At 70.2% G+C, this 21,752-nt stretch carries 19 protein-coding genes; 11 read left to right on the forward strand and 8 right to left on the reverse strand.

Annotation, left to right across the window (positions count from 1 at the left end):
• The first annotated feature begins 48 nt into the window (after positions 1–48).
• Positions 49–1,560: a pyridoxal-dependent decarboxylase gene (locus tag NR810_RS32550; protein ID WP_257458330.1), complete on the forward strand. Its 1,512-nt coding sequence runs from the start codon at positions 49–51 to the stop codon at positions 1,558–1,560.
• On the opposite strand, the gene NR810_RS32555 is transcribed toward NR810_RS32550, so the two are convergent.
• On the reverse strand, positions 1,550–1,852 hold the full coding sequence (locus NR810_RS32555) for a hypothetical protein (RefSeq protein WP_257458331.1): 303 nt from the start codon (positions 1,850–1,852) through the stop codon (positions 1,550–1,552). The two genes, NR810_RS32550 and NR810_RS32555, sit on opposite strands and share 11 nt — an antisense overlap.
• 188 nt (positions 1,853–2,040) lie before the next feature.
• Here NR810_RS32555 and mug point away from each other — a divergent pair, with 188 nt between their 5' ends.
• Positions 2,041–2,541 carry a G/U mismatch-specific DNA glycosylase gene (gene mug / locus NR810_RS32560; protein WP_257458332.1) on the forward strand — a complete coding sequence of 167 codons (501 nt, stop codon included), beginning with the start codon at positions 2,041–2,043 and terminating at the stop codon, positions 2,539–2,541.
• Here the strand turns inward: mug and NR810_RS32565 are convergent.
• Positions 2,538–3,683 (reverse strand): aromatic ring-hydroxylating oxygenase subunit alpha, encoded by a 1,146-nt coding sequence (locus NR810_RS32565; protein ID WP_257458333.1) that lies wholly within the window; start codon positions 3,681–3,683, stop codon positions 2,538–2,540. The two genes, mug and NR810_RS32565, sit on opposite strands and share 4 nt — an antisense overlap.
• Before the next feature lie 237 nt (positions 3,684–3,920).
• Between NR810_RS32565 and NR810_RS32570 the strand changes: the two genes are divergently transcribed.
• Entirely contained in the window at positions 3,921–5,240 is a 1,320-nt protein-coding gene (locus tag NR810_RS32570; protein WP_257458334.1) for a pyridoxal-dependent decarboxylase, read from the forward strand.
• A 21-nt stretch (positions 5,241–5,261) separates the two neighbouring features.
• Here the strand turns inward: NR810_RS32570 and NR810_RS32575 are convergent, their stop codons facing one another.
• The gene (locus NR810_RS32575; RefSeq protein WP_257458335.1) at positions 5,262–5,672 is read right to left on the reverse strand and encodes a PIN domain-containing protein; all 411 of its coding nucleotides are present in this window, start codon (positions 5,670–5,672) and stop codon (positions 5,262–5,264) included.
• A gap of 108 nt (positions 5,673–5,780) precedes the next feature.
• On the opposite strand from NR810_RS32575, the gene NR810_RS32580 reads away from it, so the two are divergent.
• From NR810_RS32580 to NR810_RS52270, 3 genes are all read left to right on the forward strand, one after another.
• A complete protein-coding gene (locus NR810_RS32580) occupies positions 5,781–7,064 on the forward strand; it encodes a TIGR04013 family B12-binding domain/radical SAM domain-containing protein (RefSeq protein ID WP_257458336.1) in 1,284 nt (427 codons plus the stop codon).
• A 149-nt stretch (positions 7,065–7,213) separates the two neighbouring features.
• Entirely contained in the window at positions 7,214–8,470 is a 1,257-nt protein-coding gene (locus NR810_RS32585; RefSeq protein WP_257458337.1) for a metallophosphoesterase family protein, read from the forward strand.
• The gene (locus tag NR810_RS52270) at positions 8,467–11,685 is read left to right on the forward strand and encodes an ATP-binding protein (protein WP_326522528.1); all 3,219 of its coding nucleotides are present in this window, start codon (positions 8,467–8,469) and stop codon (positions 11,683–11,685) included. The genes NR810_RS32585 and NR810_RS52270 overlap by 4 nt, the downstream gene beginning before the upstream one ends.
• Before the next feature lie 39 nt (positions 11,686–11,724).
• Here NR810_RS52270 and aceA read toward each other — a convergent pair whose 3' ends face one another.
• Entirely contained in the window at positions 11,725–13,011 is a 1,287-nt protein-coding gene (gene aceA / locus NR810_RS32595) for an isocitrate lyase (RefSeq protein ID WP_257458338.1), read from the reverse strand.
• 59 nt (positions 13,012–13,070) lie between these two features.
• Positions 13,071–14,720, reverse strand: a complete 1,650-nt coding sequence (aceB, locus tag NR810_RS32600) for a malate synthase A (protein WP_257458339.1) — start codon at positions 14,718–14,720, stop codon at positions 13,071–13,073.
• Between the two features lie 253 nt (positions 14,721–14,973).
• Between aceB and NR810_RS32605 the strand changes: the two genes are divergently transcribed.
• Together NR810_RS32605 and NR810_RS32610 are read left to right on the forward strand one after the other, a co-directional pair.
• Positions 14,974–15,339 carry a PspC domain-containing protein gene (locus NR810_RS32605; protein ID WP_257458340.1) on the forward strand — a complete coding sequence of 122 codons (366 nt, stop codon included), beginning with the start codon at positions 14,974–14,976 and terminating at the stop codon, positions 15,337–15,339.
• Positions 15,340–15,578: 239 nt separating this feature from the next.
• Positions 15,579–16,145, forward strand: a complete 567-nt coding sequence (locus NR810_RS32610; RefSeq protein ID WP_257458341.1) for a Uma2 family endonuclease — start codon at positions 15,579–15,581, stop codon at positions 16,143–16,145.
• Between the two features lies 1 nt (position 16,146).
• Here NR810_RS32610 and NR810_RS32615 read toward each other — a convergent pair whose 3' ends face one another.
• Entirely contained in the window at positions 16,147–16,629 is a 483-nt protein-coding gene (locus NR810_RS32615; RefSeq protein ID WP_257458342.1) for an MOSC domain-containing protein, read from the reverse strand.
• 113 nt (positions 16,630–16,742) lie between these two features.
• On the opposite strand from NR810_RS32615, the gene fumC reads away from it, so the two are divergent.
• Together fumC and NR810_RS32625 are read left to right on the forward strand one after the other, a co-directional pair.
• Entirely contained in the window at positions 16,743–18,140 is a 1,398-nt protein-coding gene (fumC, locus tag NR810_RS32620) for a class II fumarate hydratase (RefSeq protein WP_257458343.1), read from the forward strand.
• A gap of 37 nt (positions 18,141–18,177) precedes the next feature.
• Complete coding sequence (locus NR810_RS32625) at positions 18,178–19,272, forward strand: D-TA family PLP-dependent enzyme (protein WP_257458344.1); 1,095 nt, start codon at positions 18,178–18,180, stop codon at positions 19,270–19,272.
• A gap of 3 nt (positions 19,273–19,275) precedes the next feature.
• Here NR810_RS32625 and NR810_RS32630 read toward each other — a convergent pair whose 3' ends face one another.
• Complete coding sequence (locus NR810_RS32630) at positions 19,276–19,866, reverse strand: NADPH-dependent FMN reductase (RefSeq protein WP_257458345.1); 591 nt, start codon at positions 19,864–19,866, stop codon at positions 19,276–19,278.
• A 229-nt stretch (positions 19,867–20,095) separates the two neighbouring features.
• On the reverse strand, positions 20,096–20,842 hold the full coding sequence (locus tag NR810_RS32635; RefSeq protein ID WP_257458346.1) for a hypothetical protein: 747 nt from the start codon (positions 20,840–20,842) through the stop codon (positions 20,096–20,098).
• Between the two features lie 233 nt (positions 20,843–21,075).
• Here NR810_RS32635 and clpP point away from each other — a divergent pair, with 233 nt between their 5' ends.
• Positions 21,076–21,687 (forward strand): ATP-dependent Clp endopeptidase proteolytic subunit ClpP, encoded by a 612-nt coding sequence (clpP, locus tag NR810_RS32640; RefSeq protein WP_257458347.1) that lies wholly within the window; start codon positions 21,076–21,078, stop codon positions 21,685–21,687.
• The last annotated feature ends 65 nt before the right edge of the window (positions 21,688–21,752 follow it).

Raw genomic sequence — 21,752 nt, forward strand, 5'->3', positions numbered from 1 at the left:
GGGGGGCCGTCGTATGAGGGGCGCGGACCCCCAAGAGGAGACACCGAGATGAGCGACGCGCGCGAAGGGGCGGTGCCCCACCTGAGCCCCGAGGAGTTCCGGCGCCTGGGCCACCGGATGGTGGATTGGATCGCCGACTACTGGTCCCGGCTGGAGTCCTTCCCGGTGCGCTCGGCGGTGGCGCCGGGCGAGGTGATGGCGAAGCTCCCCGAGCACCCACCCGAGGAGGGGCTGGGCGGTGAGGCGGGTTGGGAGTCCGTCTTCCGCGACCTGGAGAACGTGGTGCTGCCCGGCGTCACGCATTGGCAGTCACCCTCCTTCTTCGCCTACTTCCCCGCGAATGCCTCCGGGCCCGCGGTGCTCGGCGAGCTGCTGTCCGCCGGCCTGGGCGTGCAGGGCATGCTCTGGTCCACCAGCCCCGCCGCCACCGAGATGGAGACGCGCGTGCTGGACTGGCTGGCCGAGCTGACGGCGTTGCCGGCCTCCTTCCGCTCGGACTCTGGCACTGGCGGTGGCGTCATCCAGGGGACGGCGAGCGAGGCCACCCTGGTGGCCATGGTGGCGGCGCGCGAGCGGGTGCGCGCCAGGCTCGGCCGGGAGGCGGAGCTGGTGGCCTACACCTCCACGCAGGCGCACTCGTCCGTGCTGAAGGCGGCCATGCTGTGCGGCGTGGTGCGTGGCGTGTCGGACGGCGTGCACCTGCGCTCGCTGGGAACGGATGAGCGGTACGCGCTGAGCCCGGAGCTGCTGGAGAAGGCCATCCGCGAGGACCTGTCCGCGGGCCGCCAGCCCTTCTTCGTGTGCGCGTCGCTGGGCACCACCTCCTCGGGGGCCATGGATCCGCTGCCCGCCCTCCGAGGGGTGCTGGAGCGGACGGGCTTCACCGGCGCGGGCGGCTGGCTGCACGTGGACGCGGCCTGGGCGGGCTCCGCGCTCGTCTGCCCCGAGCACCGCGACATGCTGCGGGGGCTGGAGGACGTGGACTCCTTCGCCTTCAACCCGCACAAGTGGCTGCTCACCAACTTCGACTGCAACGCCTTCTACACGCGCGACCGCAAGTCCCTGCTGGACGCGCTGAGCGTCATGCCGGAGTACCTGCGCAACGCGGCCACCGCGAGCGGCGCGGTCATCGACTACCGCGACTGGCAGGTTCCGCTGGGCCGCCGCTTCCGCGCGCTGAAGCTGTGGTTCGTGCTGCGCCACTATGGCGCGAAGGGGCTGCGGTCCTACATCCGCCAGCACGTGCGGCAGGCGGAGCTGTTCGCCTCCTGGGTGGAGGCGGACACACGCTTCGAGCTGGCCGTGCCGCGCTCGCTGGCCCTGGTGTGCTTCCGGCTGCGTCCCAGGCCGGGCGAGGAGCCCGCGGCCACGGACGCGCGCAACCGCCAGCTGCTGGAGCGGCTGAATGCGAGCGGGAAGGCCTTCCTCACGCACACGGTGCTGCCCGGGGTGGATGGCGCGCCCGCGCGTTACGTGCTGCGCATGGCCATCGGCTCGCCGCGCACCGAGGAGCGGCACGTGCGCGCCGTCTGGGAGCAGCTCGTGGCGCTCACTGATTGATGAGCGGTTGCAGCACGCCCAGGTGCTCGATGTCGTGGCGCATGGCCGAGCGCACCGCGTCGATGATGGTCTCGTCGGAGAATTGCTTCACGAGGACCATCCCGGGGGTGACGAGGGAGAGCGCCTGGTCGAGCTGGCGCCGCAGGTGCTCGGGGGTGAAGAGGGTGAGCCCGAAGCGGCGGCCGTCCTTCAGGCGGACCACGACGTCCAGACTGTCGCTCTGGGCCGTGGCGAGCTCTTCGGCGACCAGGATCGAGGCGATCTGCCCATCCTTGATATCGAGGGTGCGCATGGTGGCCCGACTGTAACCGCCCGCCAGCCAGGGGAGGGGGCTCGGGTGGTGCTCCCGTCCACCGGTGCACCCTCCGGGTGGGGATGCCGGCGCGGGGGAGACGGTATAGGTTCAGGGCACGGGAGGAACGCCTGAAGTCACCTCGGAGGCCCACGAAGGAAGAGCTGCTCGCCGCGGTGGGGAGCAAGATGCCGGACCTGATCGGCCCCGGGCTGAAGGTCCTCTTCTGTGGCATCAACCCCAGCGTGTACTCGGCGGTGGTGGGCTACCACTTCGCCCGGCCGGGCAATCGCTTCTGGCCGGCGTTGCATGCCTCGGGCTTCACGGACCGGTTGCTGGCGCCCCACGAGCAGGACGCGCTGCCGCGGCTCGGGCTGGGCATCACCAACGTGGTGGACCGGGCCACCGTCTCGGCGGACGTCCTGACGGCGGAGGAGCTCGCCGAGGGCGGACGGATGCTGGCGGCGAAGGTGCGGCGCTACCGGCCCCGATACCTGGCGGTGTTGGGAATCACTGCATGGCGCACGGCCTTCCGGCACCCCGGGGCCTCGCTGGGGCCTCAGCCGGAGACACTGGGCGGAACGCGCGTCTGGGTGCTGCCCAACCCGAGCGGGTTGAATGCCCATTACACACCGGCGGCGCTGGCGCGGCTGTTCCGCGAGCTGCGCGTGGCGGTGGAAGGCGGCTAGGCGCGGACTCCGAGCGCCTGATCCATGGCCTCGTGGAAGTAGCGCAGGCCCTGCTCGAAGCGGGCCAGCCGCAGGGAGGCGTTGGCACCCGAGCGCAGTCCCCGCTGGATGGACTCCCCCATGCGGATGTCCTCGTGCACCGCTTTCAGCAGGAGGTCGACGTTCTTGTCCCAGTACCGGGTGGCCTTCTCGCTGGTGGGGGCCTCGGGGATGAGCGTGAAGAGGCGCAGCTCCGTGCGGTCGAGGTCCACCGGGTACACGGTGGTGACGCTGACGTGGTCCGGCTGCACCAGCAGCAGCGTGTTGGGGAAGACGAAGTAGAGGATGTTGGCGTGCATGCGCAGCCGCCACGCCTCCTCGGGCGTCCCCTCCAGGTCGCGCACGGTGCGCTTGGGGAAGATGCAGCGCAGGTGCGGCGACAGCCGGTCCACCAGCCCCACGTTGTCGATGAAGAGCGGGTAGATGGAGGTCCGGTGCGCGTGCCTCACGTGGTAGGCCTCGAGGAACAGCTCGATGGCCAGCTTCCAGTTGAGCCTCAGCTCGAGCCGCTCGGGCCGGTACACCACGTGGGTGTGCAGCCCGTAGCTGGCGAGCTCGGTGGCGACGGGGGAGAGGAAGCAGTCCGCGGCGAAGCGCGAGTCCTTGCGGCCCTGGGCCCAGAGGAAGCCGAAGCGCTCGGCGATGGACACGCGCACCAGCCCCACGTTCTCGGAGGGCCGGCTGGGGAAGCCCACCTCGTGCGGGACGGCACGCAGGGTGCCTTCGGTGTCATAGGTCCAGCCGTGATAGGGGCAGACGAAGGCCTGCTTGTGTTGGCCGCACGCCTCCTCCACCAGCCGGGTTCCCCGGTGACGGCAGACATTGAGGAAGGCGGCGGGCTCGCCCGAGGGCGTGCGGCAGATGAGCAGTGGCAGACCGCTCACGTCGTGGGTGAAGTAGTCCCCGGGCTTCGGCAACTGCGAGACGTGTGCCACCAGCAGCGGGCGGCGCTGGAAGAGGGTCTCCCGCTCGGCCTCCAGCCGATCCGCGCGCAGATAGCTCTCCACGGGGATGCGGGACTCCTCCGCCTCCATGTGCGTGGTGCCCGTACGCAGGTGCTCCTGGATGCGGCGGATGAGCTCGACCTGGGTCGCGTGATCCATGGACTGACTTCCCCCTGTGTCGTTGAGGGTAATCCACCTACATCAGGCCCATGCAAGCGATTCGGGGACGCGAGCGCGTTCGCGAGGTTCCGCTCGAATTAAGAGGAAGTGACGGGAGTGCGAAGAATGGTGAAGGTGGGGGACGCGCGCAGTGTGGCCCCATCCTGCTGGCGCGGTGCGTTGGTTATTCGTCACTCGACAGGCGATCACCCGGCCGGTAGATGCGCTGTTCACATCATGAGCTCTTCCATCCACGTGCTGGAGCATCTGTTTTCCGCAGAGGGTTTCACCCCTGAGCAGAGGCGGTTGTGGCTGGTCCTGTTGGAGAAGTTGCTCGTCCCGGCGAGCGTGGCGCAGGACTCGGCGGTGCTCGCGGGGAAATGGGGTCAGGTGAACGCGCTCGATGATGGGCGCCGTGTGGACCCGCGCGAGCTGCCCGTGAAGGGCGAGAGCCTGGACGCGGTGGTGGATCAGTTGCTGTTCCTGATGAAGGGGGCGTCGTCCGGAGTGAACCTGCCCGGGCTGCTCGGCGCGGTGTCCGAGGTGATCGCCCGCGGCGGTGGGGAGCGGCGGGACGAGGGCCTGCTGGCGGACGAGGCGCGGTCGCGCGTCGTCGCCATGGTGACGCGGGTGGTGGGCTACGACGCCGAGCGGAGTCAGGGCCTCACCGTCTGGGGTGCGCGCGCGGCGGTGCTGGCGGGGTTGCGCATGGCCATCGCGAGGCAGGCGCCCACGTCCCGGAGGAAGGGTGTGCCGCGCAACCTCTACTGCTTCGCCTCGGAGGCGGGGCACGAGTCCCTGATCGAAGCGGTGGAGACCACGGGGATTGGCGGCTACCACCTCATCCGCGTGAAGACGCGCAAGGACGGCGCGATGGATCCCGCGGATCTGCACGAGAAGATGCGGGCCGTTGCCGCGGGTGGAGACGTGCCCGCCTTCGTGATGGCGACCACCGGCAGCGAGGGAGCCTCTGCCCTGGATGACTTGCAGGAACTGCGTGAGGTGGCGGACACCCTCACCACGCGCCATGGGCTGAGGCCCGTGCACCTCCACGCGGACGCGGCGTGGGGAGGGCTCTATGGCGTCTTCAACAGCTATGATTTCGAGAGCAACCCGCTCGGCTTCGAGCCCCTGGTGTTGGAGGCGCTCGCGCTCATCCGGACGCGGGTGCGGCACCTGCATCTGGCGGATTCGGTGGGGCTCGACTTCCGGTGGCTGGGGCGGGCCTCGTACCCGGCGGGCCTCTTCCTGCTGAGGGATGGGGTGGATCTGCACTCGGTGGGACTGCGGACGCTGGAGACGGGGGGGGCGCTGGCGCTCCACGCGCAGTTGCGCGCCCTGGGGCTCGACGGCCATCGCCGGTTGCTGGCCGACGTGCTCCGGAGCGAGCGCGCCATCCGGCGCGGCCTGGGGCTGGACCTGTCCGGTGTCGCCGCGAGTGCCGAGACGTGGCACCGGGGCGGCGCGGAGCGTGTCACGAGCCCATCGCCCGGCCTCCCCCTGGATGCGATGAGCTTCTCCGGGGCGCGTGCGCCGCTGGTACGGCCGCGGAACTGAGGGCCCGGAGCGAGGGCCCTCTCAGGCCACGCGTGCCTGTTCCTTGCGCTTGCGCTCGTAGAGGGCGCGAGCCTCCGCCTCGGTATTGGCGAAGAGGAAGTCGAGGTGCGACTTGCCGGTGAAGTAGACGGCGATGGTCATGGCCTTGGCTGCGGCCTTCTGGATGAAGTCCGCGCCGACGTACACCACGCCGAGGAGCCACTCGGTGCGCAGGTTCTGGATGAAGTGCTCGCGGGCCTGCTTGTCGAGCTCGGAGTCCGCGACGTCCACGATGAGGAAGAAGGGCCCCTGCGAGGCCAGCTCGCGGTAGATGGCGGTGGTGCGCCGGGCCTCCTCGAGGCCGGTGAGGCCGGAGTACTTCGCGACGACCAGGTCAGGAGGTTCGAAGCGCACACGGTTGGTGCCGAACATCCACTCGCGGTGAGCCGTCATGATCGGACCTCCAGGGAGGATGCGACCAATCTAGCGAGGGTTGGTCCGCCCGCGAGGGGTGCGACAATGACTCTGTCGGCTGGTGGAGCGTGTTAATTTCCGACGGAGATGTCCTCCACGAAGAACAAGGTCGCGCTCGTCCTGAGCTACCAGTACCCGGGCAAGTACGCGCTCACCGTCCTTGCGGGGGCGGTGGAGGCGGACGCGGTGGGGCAGGACGTGGCCCTGCGCTTCCCGAGGGATCGGGAGTCGCTGCTGACGACGGTGCGCCAGTGCCACGATGAGGGGTACCGGGTGGTGGTGGCGTGGTCGTTCTACTCGGCGAGCTTCCCCGCGGCGGCCGAGGAGCTGACGTGGCTGCGCGAGCGGCTGGCGGGCCGCGAGGTGCTGTGCATCGCGGGCGGGGTGCACGCCACGGCGGAGACGGAGCAGACGCTGCGGGCGGGCTTCGACCTGGTGGCGGTGGGGGAGGGCGAGCCGGTGTTGTTGGAATTGCTCGGCCGGCTGGTGCGCGGCGAGGAGCCGAAGCAGACGCGGGGGATGGCCCGGCTGGTGGAGGGGCGGATGGTGCCGCAGGGGCGGAGCGAGGGTGTGATGTTGGACACATACCCACCGTTCGCGGCGAGGAACGCGAAGTTCGGGGCGATCGAGATTACGAGGGGCTGCATCTACGCGTGCCGGTTCTGCCAGACGCCGTTCATGAGCAAGGCGCGCTTCCGGCACCGGAGCGTGGAGAACATCGCGCACTGGACGCGGGTGTTGAGGGCGGCGGGCAAGCGGGACGTGCGCTTCATCACGCCGACGTCCATGTCCTACGGCTCGCCGGACGAGTCGGTGAACCTGGAGGCACTGGAGCGGCTGCTGGCGGCGGTGCGCGAGGCGATGGGACGGGAGGGGCGGGTGTTCTACGGGACGTTCCCCTCGGAGGTGAGACCGGAGCACGTGACACCCGAGGCACTGGCGTTGCTCAAGCGCTACGTGGACAACGACAACCTCATCATCGGCGGACAATCGGGGAGTGAGCGGATTCTCCAGGCGAGTCACCGGGGGCACGACGTGGAGACGGTGGTGAGGGCGGCGAGCCTGGCGGTGGAGGAGGGGTTCGTACCGAACGTGGACTTCATCCTGGGGCTGCCGGGAGAGACGCCGGAGGACGTGAGGGCGACGCTGGCGCTGATGAAGCGGCTGGCGGACCTGGGGGCGAAGGTGCACGGACACACGTTCATGCCATTGCCGGGGACGCCGTACCGGGATGCGGCGCCGGGCTCGGTGGACGACGAGACGCGGAAGGAACTGGACCGGCTGGCTTCACAGGGGCGGCTCTACGGACACTGGAAGCAACAAGTCAAACTGGCGAACGGAATCGCGGAGAGACGCCAACCGAGACGTTGACCGTGTAGGTCCCCTCTCCCTCTGGGAGAGGGCTAGGGTGAGGGTATACGTCCCCGTCCCCGTCCCGGTCTTCCGCGCCACGTCCAGTGCCGCAGATTCGCCCGGGGTTCATGGGTCCACGGAACCAGGACGGCTAGTGTGCGGACCCGATGCGCTTCAAGTTCGTCCACGCGGCCGATCTGCACCTGGATACCCCCTTTCGCGGAATCCCCGCCGATTCGAGTCTGCTGAGCACCTTCCAGCAGGCGACATTCCGGGCCTTCGCGCGCGTGGTGGACCTGTGCCTGCGCGAGCGCGTGACCTTCCTGGTGCTGGCGGGAGACCTCTTCGACGCGAAGGACCGCTCGGTGCGGGCGAGGCTGGCGCTGCGGCGCGAGCTGGACCGGCTGCACGTGGCGGGCATCCAGACGTTCATCGTCCACGGGAACCATGATCCGCTGAGCGGGGACACGGGGGCGTTGGGGCTGCCGGGCTCGGTGAAGGTGTTCGGCGCCGATTGGGAAGAGGCGGAGGTGCGCCGGGAGGGAAGACTGCTCTGCCGGGTGCAGGGCATCTCCTACCCGGAGGTAGAGGTGCGCGAGAACCTCTCAGCGCGCTTCCGGCGGACGGCACCGGACTTCACGGTGGGCCTGCTGCACGCGAACCTGGGCGGAGTGGAGGGCCATGCGGACTACGCGCCCTGCACGGTGGAGGACCTGGGGGCGCGCGGGCTGGACTACTGGGCGCTGGGCCACGTGCACACGCGGGCCGAATACCCGCTCGCGAGTGGCGCGGTGGCGGTGTACCCGGGCAACCCGCAGGGGCGGCACGTGAACGAGCCGGGCGAGCGCGGGTGCGTGCTGGTGGAGGTGGAGGAGGGCCGGACGCGGCGGCGCTTCGTCCCGGTGGACCGGGTGCGCTGGCACCGGCTGGAGGTGCCGCTCGTGGGTCTCGGGTCGCTGGATGGGCTCGTGGCGGCGGTGACGGAGCAGGTGGACGCGAGCTGCGCGCAGGAACTGGACGGGCATGCGGTGCGCCTCACGCTGACGGAGCGGGGCCCACTGCACCGGGAGCTGTCCCGGCCGGAGGCGCTCCAGCAGTTGGAGACGGATCTGCGCGAGCAGCTCTCTCGACGTCACCCGCCGGTGCTGCTGGAGTCCGTGCGTGACGCGAGCCGGCCCGAGCTGGACCTCCAGACGGTGCGGCTGGCGGGAGGCTTCACCGGGACGCTGCTGGCCGAGGCCGACGCCCTGGCCGCGGACCCGGAGGCACTGGAGACGGTGTGGACGGAGGACGCGGAGCTGCGCTCGCTGCGCCAGCGCTTGCTGCGGTTGGGCGTGGACGCGCTGGAGAAACCCCGGCCGGAGTGGGTGGAGCAGGCGGGGCTGCGGGTGGTGGAGCAGCTGCACGAGGAGGACGAGACGTGAGCGGGGGATTGCGGATCGACCTGGTGCGCGTGCACGGCTTCGGCCATTTCTCCGACTACGCGCTGGAGCTGAAGCCGGGCCTCAACCTGCTGTACGGGCCGAACGAGGCGGGCAAGAGCACGCTGCTCGCGTTCATCCGGGGCGTGTTGTTCGGCTTCGAGAAGCGAGGCCCCCGGTACGAGCCCGAGGCGGGGACCTTCGGGGGCGAGCTGTGCGTGAGCACGGGGGTTGGCCCGATGGTGGTGCGCCGTGTGGTGGATCGCCGGGGGAGGGCGGTGGCGACGGTGCACGCCCCGGAGGGACACGAGCTGCTCGCCTCGCGGCTGGACGAGGCGCTGGCGCATGTCTCCCGGGAGCTGTTCTGCGAGGTGTTCGCCTTCAGCCTGGAGGAGCTGTCCACCTTCGAGAAGCTGGCCGAGGAGGACGGTGTCTCCCGGGCGCTCTTCGCCGCGGGGCTACGGGGAGCGCGCCGGCTGCCGGAGGTGGAGAAGCAGTTGGAGAAGCGGGCCGGCGAGCTGTTCAAGCCGAGCGGGCGCAACCCCGAGCTCAACCAGGTGCTGAAGGAGCTGGAGGAGGTGAAGGCGAAGCTGCACGCATTGGAGGACCGTCCGGCGAGGTACTTCGAGGAGCGCGAGCGGCTGGCGTCCCTGTCGCGGCAGCAGGAGGAGGCGAAGGCGCAGGGAGAGGACATCTCGCGCGAGTTGGGGCGGCTGACGCGGCTGGAGGCGTCGCTGGGGGACCTGGGTGAGCTGGTGCGGCTGCGGGCGGAGCTGGCCGCGCTGCCGGACCTGACGGCCTTCCCGGTGGGAGGCGAGGCGCGGCTGGAGGAACTGCTCCAGCGGTTGAAGGAGACGCGGGCCCAGGAGGCGCGCGTCGGGGAACTGCTGTCCTCGTCCGAGGACGAGCTGGCGAGGCTGTCCGGGGCGTCGGCCGTGCGCGAGCGGCAGGAGACCTTGCGCTCGGCGCTGGCGGCCTTCACGGCGAGGGCCGAGCTGCTGAGGGCGTTGCCGGGCCGTCGCGCGGCGCTGGAGGCGAGACACCGGGAGGTGGAGCAGGCGCTCGGGGGATTGGGGCTGGAGGTGGACGCCGCGGGCCTGCTGGGGTTGGAGCTGGGCCCGGTGGCGCGAGGCACCCTGGAAGCCCTGGCGGATCGCCTCACGAGGGCGGAGACGGAGCGGAGGGACGCGGAGGGGGCACTCGGGCGGGCGCGGGTGGCGCTGGAGCGGCTCGACGCGGCCCTGGCGCGGCTGGAGGCGGAGCGGGCGCGGCTGCCGTCCGTGGGGGCCGTGGAGGTGCGTCGTCGGCAGGCGGCACTGGGGCGCCTGCGGCCGCTGCGCGTGGAGCGGGAGCAGGGGGCGTCCCAGCGTGCCGAGCAGCGGCAGCGCCTGGAATCCCTGCGCTCCCAGGTGGAGCCTCCGTTGGGGCCGGCGCCCGCGGCATGGCCGGTGCTGGCGGGCGTGGGAGGCGCGGGAGTGTTGGCCCTGCTGCTCGGGCTGTACGCGGGAGCGGGGGCGGGAGTGCTCGCGCTGGTGGGGGCGCTGCTGCTGGTGGGCCTGCTCGTCCTCAATCACCGGCGCGCGGTGGCGGCCCACGAGCACCTCCAGGAGGCCCAGGCGGTGCGCCAGCAGGCGCACGCGCGGGAGGTGGCGCGGGTGCAGTCCTCGCTGGACATGCTGTCGGGGCGGGTGGCCGGGGTGGAGCGCGAGCTGGCGATGGCCGCCGCCGAGGCGGGTGTGCCTGCCGATGCGCCGATGGCGGAGCTCGCCGCGCGTGAGGCGGCGATGGCCGAGCTGCTGAGGCAGGCGGAGCGGCAGGAGCAGCTGGGCCGGGATGAAGAGGCCCGCGTGGCGGAGCGGGACGTGGCGGCACGCGAGGCTCACACGGCGCGGGAATTGGCGCATGGGGCCGAGGCACGGATTGAGGAGCTCCAGGCGGAGCTGTCCGCGTTGCTGGCCGCGCGGCGCTTTCCCTCGGACCTGTCGCCGCAGCGGGCCCTGGCGCTGTGGCGTGACGCGGCCGAGCAGCGGCAGCGCCTCGCGGACCTGAAGGCGGACGAGCGGGCCCTGGCGGCGGACGAGGCCACTTGCGCGACCGTCGTCTCGCGGTTGCACGAGGAGGCCAGAGCGGCGGGGTTGCCGGGGGGACCGGTGGAGGCGGTGGCCGCGCGGGTGGCCACGGAGCTGGAGGAGCTCAAGACGCGGGATGCGGAGGCGCGGGCGCTCCGGGGGAGCAGGGACGGGTTGCTGGCGGACAGGGCGCGGCTCGCACGGCTCCGGGAGTCCGAGGAGCAGGCGTTGACGGCGCTGCTGGCCCAGGGCGGAGGAGAGACGGAGGAGTCCTTCCGCCAGCGGGCGCGGCAGGCGGAGCGCTTCGAGGGGCTCACCCGGCGCGTGCGCGAGCTCTCCCAGCGCATCGAAGCGGCCACGGGTCTGGAGGAGGCCGCCGCGAGGGAGACCCTTCAGACATTGGGAGGGGAGGAGCGGCTGAAGGAGAAGCTGGGGCAACTGCGGATGCAGGAGCCCGCGAACGCCACGTTGCTGAAGGAACTGCATACCCGGTACGGCGAGGTCCGGAGCCTGCTGGGACAATGGGAGAACGACGAGCAGATAGCCGGGTTGCGAATCCACGAGGAGCGGCTGAGGGCGAGGGCGGCGGAGCTCGCCACGCGCTATGCATCGGACCGGCTGTCGCTGACGTTGCTGGCGAGGGCGCGCCGGCGCTTCGAGGAGGAGCAACAACCCCGGGTCATCCAGCTGGCCTCGGAGCACTTCGCGGTGCTGACGGGAGAGCGGTACCGGCGGGTGTTCATCCCGGCGGGGGGAAGGCGCGAGCTGAGGGTGAGCGATGGGCGGAAGGACTGGAGCGCGGAGCAGCTCTCGCGAGGGACGAGGGAGCAGCTCTACCTGGCGTTCCGGCTGGCGGTCATCCAGGACTTTGGGGAGACGCGGGGAGCGCTGCCGCTGGTGGTGGACGATATCCTGGTGAACTTCGACCTGGAGAGGACGAGGAGCACGCTGTCCCTGCTATCGAGCCTCTGCGAGCGCCACCAGGTCATCGCCTTCACGTGCCACCCGTGGATCCGCGAGCTCTTCGAGGAACAGGGTTCACGAGTCGTGGAACTGAAGTCCAGGAGCACAGAGGCCGCGAGCCCGCGAGGAGGATCCTCGAAGGTCGCGGCCCAAGTCCCCTCTCCCTCTGGGAGAGGGCTAGGGTGAGGGTCTTCACTCACCCGGGTTGAACCCCTTCACCGAGCCTCAGAACTGGTGGGCCTCGGTGGAGTCATTGAGGGCCAGGGTGCTCGCACAACCACCGGAGATGACCTCGGCGACCTTGTCGAAGTAGCCGGTGCCGACCTCTCGCTGGTGGCGGGTGGCGGTGTAGCCATCCTTCTCGGAGGAGAACTCCCTCTGCTGGAGCTCGGAGTAGGCGGCCATGCCACGGTCCTTGTAGTTCCGGGCGAGCTCGTACATGCCGTAGTTGAGGGCGTGGAAGCCGGCGAGGGTGACGAACTGGAACTTGTAGCCCATGGCGCCGAGCTCGCGCTGGAACCTGGCGATGGTCTTGTCGTCGAGGTTCTTCTTCCAGTTGAAGGAAGGCGAGCAGTTGTAGGCGAGGAGCTTGTTGGGGAACTTCGCGCGGATGCCCTCGGCGAACTTCCTGGCCTGGTCGAGGTCCGGGGTGCTGGTCTCGCACCAGATGAGGTCGGCGTAGGGGGCGTAGGCGAGGCCGCGGGCGATGGCGCACTCGAGGCCGCCCTTGAGGCGGTAGAATCCCTCGGCGGAGCGGCCGGCCTTGCGGTCGATGAAGGCGTGGTCGTACTCGTCGGCGTCGCTCATGAGGAGCTTGGCGCTGTCGGCGTCGGTGCGGGCCACGAGGATGGTGGGCACGCCCATGACGTCGGCGGCCAGGCGCGCGGCGGTGAGGGTGCGGATGAAGTTGTTGGTGGGGACGAGCACCTTGCCGCCCATGTGGCCGCACTTCTTCTCGCTGGCGAGCTGGTCCTCGAAGTGCACGCCGGCGGCGCCCGCTTCGATCATGGACTTCATCAGCTCATAGGCGTTGAGGGGCCCGCCGAAGCCGGCCTCGGCGTCGGCCATGATGGGGGCGAACCAGTAGCGGTCGTGCTTGCCCTCGGCGTGGTCGATCTGATCGGCGCGGCGGAAGGCGGAGTTGATGCGGCGCACGACGTTGGGGACGCTGTCCACCGGGTAGAGGCTCTGGTCCGGGTACATCTGGCCGGCGGTGTTGGCGTCGGCGGCGACCTGCCAGCCGGACAGGTAGATGGCCTCGAGACCGGCGCGGACCATCTGAACGGCCTGGTTGCCGGTGAGGGCGCCGAGCGCGTGCACATAGTCGCGGGTGTTCAGCAGCTCCCAGAGGCGCTTGGAGCCCATCTCCGCGAGCGTGTAGCTGATGCGGATGGAGCCCCGCAGCTTCTCGACGTCGGCTTCCGAGTAGTTGCGCGTGATGCCCTCGAAACGCTGGGCGTGGAGCTTGGCGTGGGGGGTCGCATCGTTCTTCGTCGTCACGGCGTCGTACATGTTGGCTCCTCGCGAAAAGGTACGTGTGAAAAGACGGAACTGCGGAAAGGGACAGCCACTCAGCCGTGCGAGACGAGTGCCTCGTAGGCGGGAAGGGTGAGGAAGTCCTCGAAGCGGGGCGCGGTGGAGAGCTTCTCGAAGAGGACCCGGGCCTCCTCGAGCCGCTCGGCGCCGTAGCGCTCGGTGGCGCCTTCGGACTCGATCCGCTTCATCTCCTCGGCGAGCACCTGGCGGAAGCGCTCGGGGGTGACGGGCTTGCCGTCGGCGAGCGGGACGCGGTGGTGCATCCACTGCCACACCTGGGCGCGGGAGATTTCCGCGGTGGCCGCGTCCTCCATGAGGTTGTAGAGGGGCACGCAGCCCAGGCCCCCGAGCCAGGCGGCGATGTACTGCACGCCCACGCGGATGTTGTGGCGCAGGCCCTCCTCGGTGCGCGAGCCCTCGGGCATGGCGAGCAGGTCCGCCTCGCTGATGTTCACGTCCGGGCGCTTCTTTGCCAGCTGGTTGGGCCCGGGCATGTGCTGGTCGAAGATTTCACGGGCCACGGGCACGAGGCCCGGGTGGGCGACCCAGGTGCCGTCGTGGCCATCGCGGGCCTCGCGGGACTTGTCGGCGCGCACCTTGGCCATGGCGGCCTCGTTGGCGGCCGGGTCGCTCTTGATGGGGATGAAGGCGGCCATGCCGCCCATGGCGTGCACGCCGCGGCGGTGGCACACCTGGATGAGGCGCAGCGAGTAGTTGTGCAGGAAGGCCTTGTCCATCGTCACCTGCCCGCGGTCGGGCAGGACGAACTTCGGGTCGCCCTGCAGCTTCTTGATGAAGCTGAAGATGTAGTCCCAGCGGCCGCAGTTGAGGCCCGCCGAGTGCTCGCGCAGCTCGTAGAGGATTTCGTCCATCTCGAAGGCGGCGGGCAGCGTCTCGATGAGGACGGTGGCCTTGATGGAGCCGCGAGGGATGCCCAGCTCGCTCTGGGCCAGGTGGAACACGTCGTTCCACAGGCGGGCCTCGAGGTGGCTCTCCATCTTGGGCAGGTAGAAGTAGGGGCCGCTGCCCTTCTCGAGGAGGGCGCGGGCGTTGTGGAAGAAGTAGAGGCCGAAGTCGAAGAGCGAGGCGGAGACGGGCTTGCCGTCCACCTCCAGATGGCGCTCCAGCAGGTGCCAGCCCCGGGGGCGGCAGAAGAGGACGGCGGTCTTCTCGTGGAGGGCGTAGTGCTTGCCGTTGTCGGCGGTGTAGCTGATGGTGCCGCGCACGGCGTCGCGCAGGTTGAGCTGGCCGCGCACCACGTTGTCCCAGGTGGGGCTGTTGGCGTCCTCGAAGTCCGCCATGAAGACGTTGGCGCCCGAGTTGAGCGCGTTGATGATCATCTTCCGGTCCACCGGGCCGGTGATTTCGACGCGCCGGTCGAGCAGGTCCTGGGGGAGGGGGGCGACGGTCCACTCCTTCTCCCGGATGTCGCGCGTCTCCGGGAGGAAGCGGGGACGCTCGCCCTGGTCATAGGCGGCTTGAACCTGCTTGCGCCGCTCCAGGAGGGCCTCGCGCCGGCCGCCGAAGGCCCGGGCCAGCTTCGCCACGAGCTCGAGGGCCTGGGGGGTGAGGACGTCCGCGTACTCGGGCAACCAGGGGCCCCGGAGGGTGACCCCCTGTACCTGGGGACATTGTCCCCCGGTACGTTGCGCGGAGGGGTTGGAGGAGAGGCTGGCCGCGTCCATGCAAAGCTCCTTGACGGGGTGCGTTGTAAAAGGCCCCAACGGGGACCAATGTGTATCTGGTCCGAGGAAGTGTGAACCCCCCGCGCTCAAAAGTCGACAGCTTTGTAAGGATGTCAACACGGTCGGGATTAAATTTGTAAATTGACCGGACTGAAAATGAGTGGGGGAGGTGGGGTGCAATGGGGGGAGACGTGGCGCGTAGGGAGGAGAGAGGCCGGTGGTGGTGGATGAGCCTCGCTAGAGGAGTGGAGCCATGGACGAGACGAAGCGGTGCGAGGCGTGCCGGATGGACATCCGGGTGGAGGCGACGAGGTGCCCGCACTGCCGCGAGCGGCAGCCGGGTGCGGAGCGGATGCACCGAGGAGGAGAGGGGAGGGTGCTGGGAGGGGTGTGCACGGCGCTGGCGAGGCAGCTGAGCGTGGACGTGGGGCTGGTGAGGGTGGCGTTCGTGGTGGCGCTGGCGCTGTCTGGGGGAACGGTGCTGATGGTCTACCTGCTGCTGTGGGGGCTGACGCCGCCCTCGGCGATGGGGAGGGCGCCGGTGCAGAGGGGAGCGGATTGGCTGAGGAGGGTGACGAGCGGGGAGGTGGAGGAGCCGAGGGTGGAGCGGAGGGTCTGAGGAGTGCGGGCCCTGGTAATTTTGTAAAACGCCCACCCTCTCCCACCGGGAAGAGACCCGTGTATGCCCCCTCTCCCCCTGGGAGAGGGCTGGGGTGAGGGTCAGCGAACCCGTCGCCGCCCACCGTGGAGCGACAGGATGTCAGAGGTCAGAAGCATCCTGGGCGCATGAGCGGAAAGCCGGTAAGGGCGAGGGGGCGTCGGCTTGCGGTGGCCGAGGGAGAACCGCATCCTGTGGTCATGAGCGACGAGCCGCCGCGGCGCGAAGCGACATACGCGGACCTGGAGGAGCTCCCACCCAACTGCGTGGGTGAGATCATCGAGGGCGAGCTGCACGTGAGCCCCCGTCCCATGCCGAGGCATGCCCGGGCGACCTTCCGGCTCGGAAGGGAGCTGGACCCGTTCGACCGGGATGCGGGGGAAGAGGGCCCTGGGGGCTGGGTGCTCCTCTATGAGCCCGAATTGCACCTGGGGCGTGCGGTGCTGGTGCCGGACCTGGCGGGGTGGCGCCGGGAGCGGATGCCGGAGCTGCCGGAGGAGGCCGCCATCACGCTCGCGCCGGACTGGGTCTGTGAGGTGCTCTCACCCTCCACGGCGGTGCTGGATCGCGGCCAGAAGCAGAGGTCGTACGCGCGAGAAGGTGTTCAACACCTGTGGCTGGTGGATCCAGCGGAGCGGTCGCTGGAGGTCTACCGGTTGGAGAGCGGTCACTGGCGGCCGCTGACCACGCAGAGGGGCGAGGTGACGGTGCACGCCGAGCCTTTCGAGGCGCGAGCCCTGGAGCTGGGGCGCCTTTGGAAGCGCTGACTCAGGGCAGCCTGGGGCGGATGGGGCGAGGCGCATCCGGGTTGACGTCGAGCAGGCGCACACCGTCCCCCTCGCGCACCGTGCCTCCGTGGAGCACCCTGGCGAGCTGACCGCGCTGGCCCCAGGACTCCTTCAGGAGGCCGGGGCGTATGCGCTCGAGCTTCGAGCAGGGCACACAGGGCTCGGTCAGCTCGACGACCACCTCGGAGCCCAGGGCCAGGCGCTGGCCGGGTGGCAGGGACTCCAGGGGGAGGCCGGAGATGACCACGTTCTCCTTCAGCTCTCCCGCGCCGAGCCGCAGCGAGGCATGGGAGGCCTCGTCGAGCAGCAGGAGCTGCCGCTTGCCGTGGGGCTTCTTCTTCCCGTGACGGTCGCCGACGAAGCCGCGGCCCTCGAGGGCCTGGGCCTCGGGGACGCGCTTCATGGGGGTTCCCCGCTCCTGGGCGAGCAGCAGTGCGCGGATGGTGCCGTTGGGAGTGTCCACTTCCGGAATCCTGTCCGGGGGCTGGTGCCACCGCAAGACGGATGCGAGGGCCAACAGGGGCGCGGCGGAGGGGCGCGTGTTATCGCACCGCCCCCAGCCGAGGAGGCAAGCACGTGAGCAAGCAGGACGTTCGCATCGAGAAGGACACGTTCGGTCCCATCGAGGTTCCGGCCGAGCGCCTCTGGGGAGCGCAGACGCAGCGCAGCCGGCAGAACTTCGCCATCTCCAGCGAGCGGATGCCGCTGGCCCTCATCCACGCCCTGGTGCTGGTGAAGAAGGCCGCGGCCATCGCGAACATGGAGAACGGCACGCTGCCCAGGGACAAGGGGGAGGCCATCGTGAAGGCCGCCAACGAGGTGCTCGGCGGCGAGCATGACGAGGAGTTCCCCCTGCTGGTCTGGCAGACGGGCAGCGGCACGCAGACGAACATGAACGTCAACGAGGTGCTGGCCAACCGGGCGTCGGAGCTGATGGGTGGCGAGCGCGGTGAGGCGCGCAAGGTGCACCCCAACGACGACGTCAACAAGGGGCAGAGCTCCAACGACGTCTTCCCCACGGCGATGAGCGTGGCCGCGGCGGAGGCGGTGGTGCGCAACGTGCTGCCCGAGCTGCAGGCGCTGCGGGACGTGCTGGCGGAGCGGTCGGAGCGGTTCCGGGACATCGTGAAGATTGGCCGCACGCACCTGCAGGACGCCACGCCGCTGACGCTGGGCCAGGAGTTCAGCGGCTACGTGGCGCAGTTGGAGCACGCGCGCAGGCACCTGGAGCTCGTGCTGCCGCACCTGTCCGAGCTGGCGCTCGGGGGCACCGCGGTGGGCACGGGTCTCAACGCGCCCAAGGGCTTCGCCGAGCGCGTGGCGCAGGAGCTCTCACGCCTCACGGGTCACCCCTTCGTCACCGCGCCCAACAAGTTCGAGGCGCTCGCGGCCAATGACGCACTGGTGCAGGCGCATGGGGCGCTCAAGGGACTGGCCGCCGTGCTCTTCAAGATTGCGAACGACATTCGCTGGCTGGCGTCGGGGCCTCGCTCGGGCATCGGAGAAATCACCATCCCCGAGAACGAGCCGGGCAGCTCCATCATGCCGGGCAAGGTGAACCCCACGCAGTCCGAGGCCGTCACCATGCTGTGCGCGCAGGTGATGGGCAACGACGTGGCCCTGTCCCTGGGCGGTGCGTCCGGCAACTTCGAGCTGAACGTCTTCAAGCCGCTGATCATCCACAACTTCCTGCAGAGCTGCCGGCTGTTGGCGGACGGCATGCGCAGCTTCCGGCTGCACTGCGCGGTGGGCATCGAGCCGAACATGGGGCGGCTGAAGGAGAACCTGGAGCGCTCGCTGATGCTCGTCACCGCGCTCAACCCGCACATCGGCTACGACAACGCGGCGAAGATCGCCAAGAAGGCGCACAAGGAGGGCAAGACCCTCAAGGAGGCGGCGGTGGAGCTGGGCCTGCTCACCGCCGAGCAGTTCGACCAGTGGGTGCGTCCGGAGAAGATGATCGGCAACCTGTAGCCCCCCGGACAGGCCAGCGGTACCGTCCCAGGCCCGAATGAGCCCTTTCTCCCTGGACAGCATCGAGACCCCGGCCGCGCTCGTGGACGTGGAGCGCATGGAGGCCAACCTCCAGAAGGCGGCGGCGTACACGCGCACGCACGGGCTGAGGTGGCGGCCGCACACGAAGACGCACAAGGTGCCGGAGCTCGCGGTGAGGCAGCTCGAGGCCGGAGCGGCCGGCGTCACGGTGGCCACGCCGCGCGAGGCCGAGGTGATGGGCGCCGTGGCCGAGGACGTGCTCCTGGCCTACTCGCCCGTGGGGGCGTCCAAGCTGAAGCGGCTGATGGCGCTGTCCCGGCGCGTGCGGCTCTCGGTGGGACTGGACTCGCGCGAGGTGCTGGCGGGGCTGGCCGAGGCCGCTCGCGAGGTGGGGCGCACCACGGGCGTGCTGGTGGAGCTGGACCTGGGGATGCGCCGCGTGGGCGTGCAGACGCCGGAGGAGGCCGTGGCGCTGGCCCGCGAGGCCGCCGAGCTCCAGGGCGTCGAGTACCAGGGCGTGATGTTCTACCCGGGGCACATCCGCATGCCGCTGGCCGAGCAGGGCCCGGCGCTCGTGGAGGTGTCCAGGCGGCTCGGCGCCTTCCTGGACGCGCTGGGCGCCGCGGGGCTGAAGCCCGGAATCGTGAGCGGCGGCTCCACGCCCACCCTCTGGCGCTCGCACGAGGTGGTGGGGATGAATGAGATCCGCCCGGGCATCACCCCCTTCTTCGATCGCGCCAGCGCGTGGATGGGCGCGTGCGGCTGGGAGGAGGTGGCCTACTCGGTGCTCGCCACGGTGGTGAGCACCTCGGTGGCGGGGCAGGCCGTCATCGACGCGGGCTCCAAGGCCCTGGCGAAGGAGGAGCTACCCGTGGGCGGCTATGGCGCGCTGGTGGACCGGCCCGAGGTGGTGGTGCACTCCCTCTCCGAGGAGCATGGACTGCTGGACCTGTCGCGCACCTCGTGGAGACCGCGCGTGGGCGACCGGGTGCGGGTAGTGCCCAACCACGTCTGTGTCTCGGTGAACCTGCAGGACGAGCTGTGGGCGGTGCGTGGTGGGCAGGTGACGGGCCGCTGGGAGGTGATGGGGCGGGGCCGCGGGCCGGTGTAGTGCTCACGCCAATGGGGTGTGGGGCACTCCGTTCTGGCGCCGTGCCTTCAGTGCCTCGGCATACCATTCCAACTCGCTGGCGAACTTGTCGAACCGCTTCTCCCACGCCGGATCGGCGGGGACACCCTGCTCATCGAACGCCTGCTGCACCTTCGGTACTGGCAGCAGGCTCGGGATGCTCGGCATGCCCAGCTCGCAGAGCGTCATGCGGAGCTGCATCGCCGCGCGCACGCCGCCGAACCCGCCGCCCGAGTAGCAGACGATGGCCGACGGCCGCCAGTGGTACTCCGCGTAGAAGTGGTCCAGCAGGTTCTTCAACCCCGGCTGCATCCCATGGTTGTACTCGCCCGCGACGAGGACGAACGCGTCGGCGGCGCGGTACAGCGTCGCCAGCCGCTCCAGCGGTTCCGGCGCGCTCCCTCGCGGATACTCGACGTACAGCCGCTCCAGCAGGGGCAGCCGGTACTCGAGGGCGTCGACGAACGTCACGGTGTGTCCGCGAGCCTCCAGGCCACGGTGGACGAAGCGCGCGGCGCGGATTCCCTGCCGCCCGGTGCGGACCGAGCCGTAGATGACGACGAGATTCAGCGGCATGACGCTCCCCGGAAAGGACGTCCATGATGGGTGGGGCACTGGCCTCCGGCCGGCAATGGGACGAACCGGCAGGGCTTCTGGCACGTGGGGCACAGAGGGATCGCCTTGCGGCCGTGCCTCGACCCCGGCAGGGTCTGGCCGCGAAAGGTGACGACCATGAACGATGTGAAGGACTCGAGCTCCGCGGGCGCGCGGGCGTCCTCCTGGAGTGACGCGGCCCGGGTCGTGCTCAGTGCTCGGTGCGGCCCTCCTGGCTCTGCCGGTACACGGGGAGCCGCAGGGCATGCAGGAAGCCACGAGGGGTGATGCCGAGCCCGTCGCGGAAGGGGTCGAAGCGCAGGCGCGCGGGATTCAGCGTCACCTCGGCGCGCAGGAAGAGATCCGCCAGCGGCGTCCAGGTGTGGGGCAGGCCGTGCTCCAGGGGGTACACCTCGAAGGTGAGGAAGGCATGGCCCTCGCTCATGGCCTCGCGCAGGCGCTGCACCCGCGAGCCCTGCCTCCGGGGCACATCACGCGGCGAGGTGAGCCGCAGCTTCGCCCGCCCGAGCCTCCGCACCGTGAAGGGCGCGAGCCCGTAATAGTCGTTCGAGAGCCAGTCGTGGACGCGGGTGGAGAAGGCGGCGGGGGCCAGCGTCCAGACGTGGCGCACGGTGGCGAAGAGGACGTCCTGGTCGCCGGGCGAGGCCTCCTCGGTGATGCGCGCGTCCTGCCGGAAGCGCACCGATGCCCCGAGGATGTCCGGCCACTCGCGCCCGCCCCTCCACATGGCGGTGGAGAGCCGCACGAAGGCCGGGCCCGCGAGGCGCTCGGCCACGTCCGTGAAGGGCGGATCCGTCCTCACCGGGACGACATCGGCCTGCAGGCAGATGCCCTCGGCGTGGAGGGAGCGGGCGTGGCGCAGCTCCGAGATGGCGCGAAACGATGGCCCCCACAGCGTCCCCACTGCCCGACCGACGGCTTCTCCCACCAGACCCATGCGCGGCCTCCGAGAGCTACAGGGTGGGCGGGGTGGGGGACTCTGGCCATGGGGGGGGCCATGTCCGGGAGGAGGGCGGGCGAGGAGCCTGCCGGGGACACCCCAGAGGTCATCCGGGACCCGGCGCCGTAGGCACCCCGTGGACGCTCCGGGAGGGCCGACCGTGGTCTGGCGCACGGTCCGCGAAGAACGCACGGGCGTGGGGCGGGAAGGCGCATTAGTGTTGGGAGGCCATGAACATCCCCTTCGTCATCGAGACCACCCACCGAGGCGAGCGCGCCTATGACCTCTACAGCCGGCTCCTCAAGGACCGGATCGTCATGCTCGGCACGCCGGTGACCGATGAAGTGGCCAACATCATCGTCGCCCAGCTGCTCTTCCTCGAGTCCGAGGACCCGGACAAGGGCATCAACCTCTACATCAACTCGCCGGGTGGTTCGGTGACGGCCGGTCTCGCCATCTACGACACGATGCAGTACGTCAAGTGTCCGGTGTCGACCATCTGCATCGGGCAGGCGGCCTCGATGGGGGCGCTGCTCCTGCTCGCCGGGGCCTCGGGCAAGCGGTACGCGCTGCCCAACGCGCGCATCATGATCCACCAGCCGCTGGGTGGGGCCCAGGGCCAGGCGTCCGACATCGACATCCAGGCGAAGGAGATTCTGCGCCTGCGCTCCTACATCAACGGCCTCATCGTGAAGCACACGGGCCACTCCATCGAGCGCATCGAGAAGGACACCGAGCGCGACTACTTCATGAGCGCCGAGGAGGCCCGGCAGTACGGCATCATCGACGAGGTGGTGAACAAGCAGCTGCCGGTGGCCGCCACCACGCCCACCAAGGGCTAGCCGCCCCTCGGGCGCGAGCGCAACCGCTGCGGCCCGGTATTCCGCGAGCGCAATGCTTGCGGGCC

It is taken from the genome of Archangium lipolyticum (assembly GCF_024623785.1).
In the GTDB taxonomy this organism is placed as follows: Bacteria; Myxococcota; Myxococcia; order Myxococcales; family Myxococcaceae; genus Archangium; species Archangium lipolyticum.

Coding starts and splice junctions, on each gene's coding strand:
- NR810_RS32550 (WP_257458330.1), top strand. CDS start 49: ATGAGCGACGCGCGCGAAGGGGCGGTGCCCCACCTGAGCCCCGAGGAG.
- NR810_RS32555 (WP_257458331.1), bottom strand. CDS start 1,852: ATGCGCACCCTCGATATCAAGGATGGGCAGATCGCCTCGATCCTGGTC.
- mug (WP_257458332.1), top strand. CDS start 2,041: ATGCCGGACCTGATCGGCCCCGGGCTGAAGGTCCTCTTCTGTGGCATC.
- NR810_RS32565 (WP_257458333.1), bottom strand. CDS start 3,683: ATGGATCACGCGACCCAGGTCGAGCTCATCCGCCGCATCCAGGAGCAC.
- NR810_RS32570 (WP_257458334.1), top strand. CDS start 3,921: ATGAGCTCTTCCATCCACGTGCTGGAGCATCTGTTTTCCGCAGAGGGT.
- NR810_RS32575 (WP_257458335.1), bottom strand. CDS start 5,672: ATGACGGCTCACCGCGAGTGGATGTTCGGCACCAACCGTGTGCGCTTC.
- NR810_RS32580 (WP_257458336.1), top strand. CDS start 5,781: ATGTCCTCCACGAAGAACAAGGTCGCGCTCGTCCTGAGCTACCAGTAC.
- NR810_RS32585 (WP_257458337.1), top strand. CDS start 7,214: ATGCGCTTCAAGTTCGTCCACGCGGCCGATCTGCACCTGGATACCCCC.
- aceA (WP_257458338.1), bottom strand. CDS start 13,011: ATGTACGACGCCGTGACGACGAAGAACGATGCGACCCCCCACGCCAAG.
- aceB (WP_257458339.1), bottom strand. CDS start 14,720: ATGGACGCGGCCAGCCTCTCCTCCAACCCCTCCGCGCAACGTACCGGG.
- NR810_RS32605 (WP_257458340.1), top strand. CDS start 14,974: ATGGACGAGACGAAGCGGTGCGAGGCGTGCCGGATGGACATCCGGGTG.
- NR810_RS32610 (WP_257458341.1), top strand. CDS start 15,579: ATGAGCGACGAGCCGCCGCGGCGCGAAGCGACATACGCGGACCTGGAG.
- NR810_RS32625 (WP_257458344.1), top strand. CDS start 18,178: ATGAGCCCTTTCTCCCTGGACAGCATCGAGACCCCGGCCGCGCTCGTG.
- NR810_RS32630 (WP_257458345.1), bottom strand. CDS start 19,866: ATGCCGCTGAATCTCGTCGTCATCTACGGCTCGGTCCGCACCGGGCGG.
- NR810_RS32635 (WP_257458346.1), bottom strand. CDS start 20,842: ATGGGTCTGGTGGGAGAAGCCGTCGGTCGGGCAGTGGGGACGCTGTGG.
- clpP (WP_257458347.1), top strand. CDS start 21,076: ATGAACATCCCCTTCGTCATCGAGACCACCCACCGAGGCGAGCGCGCC.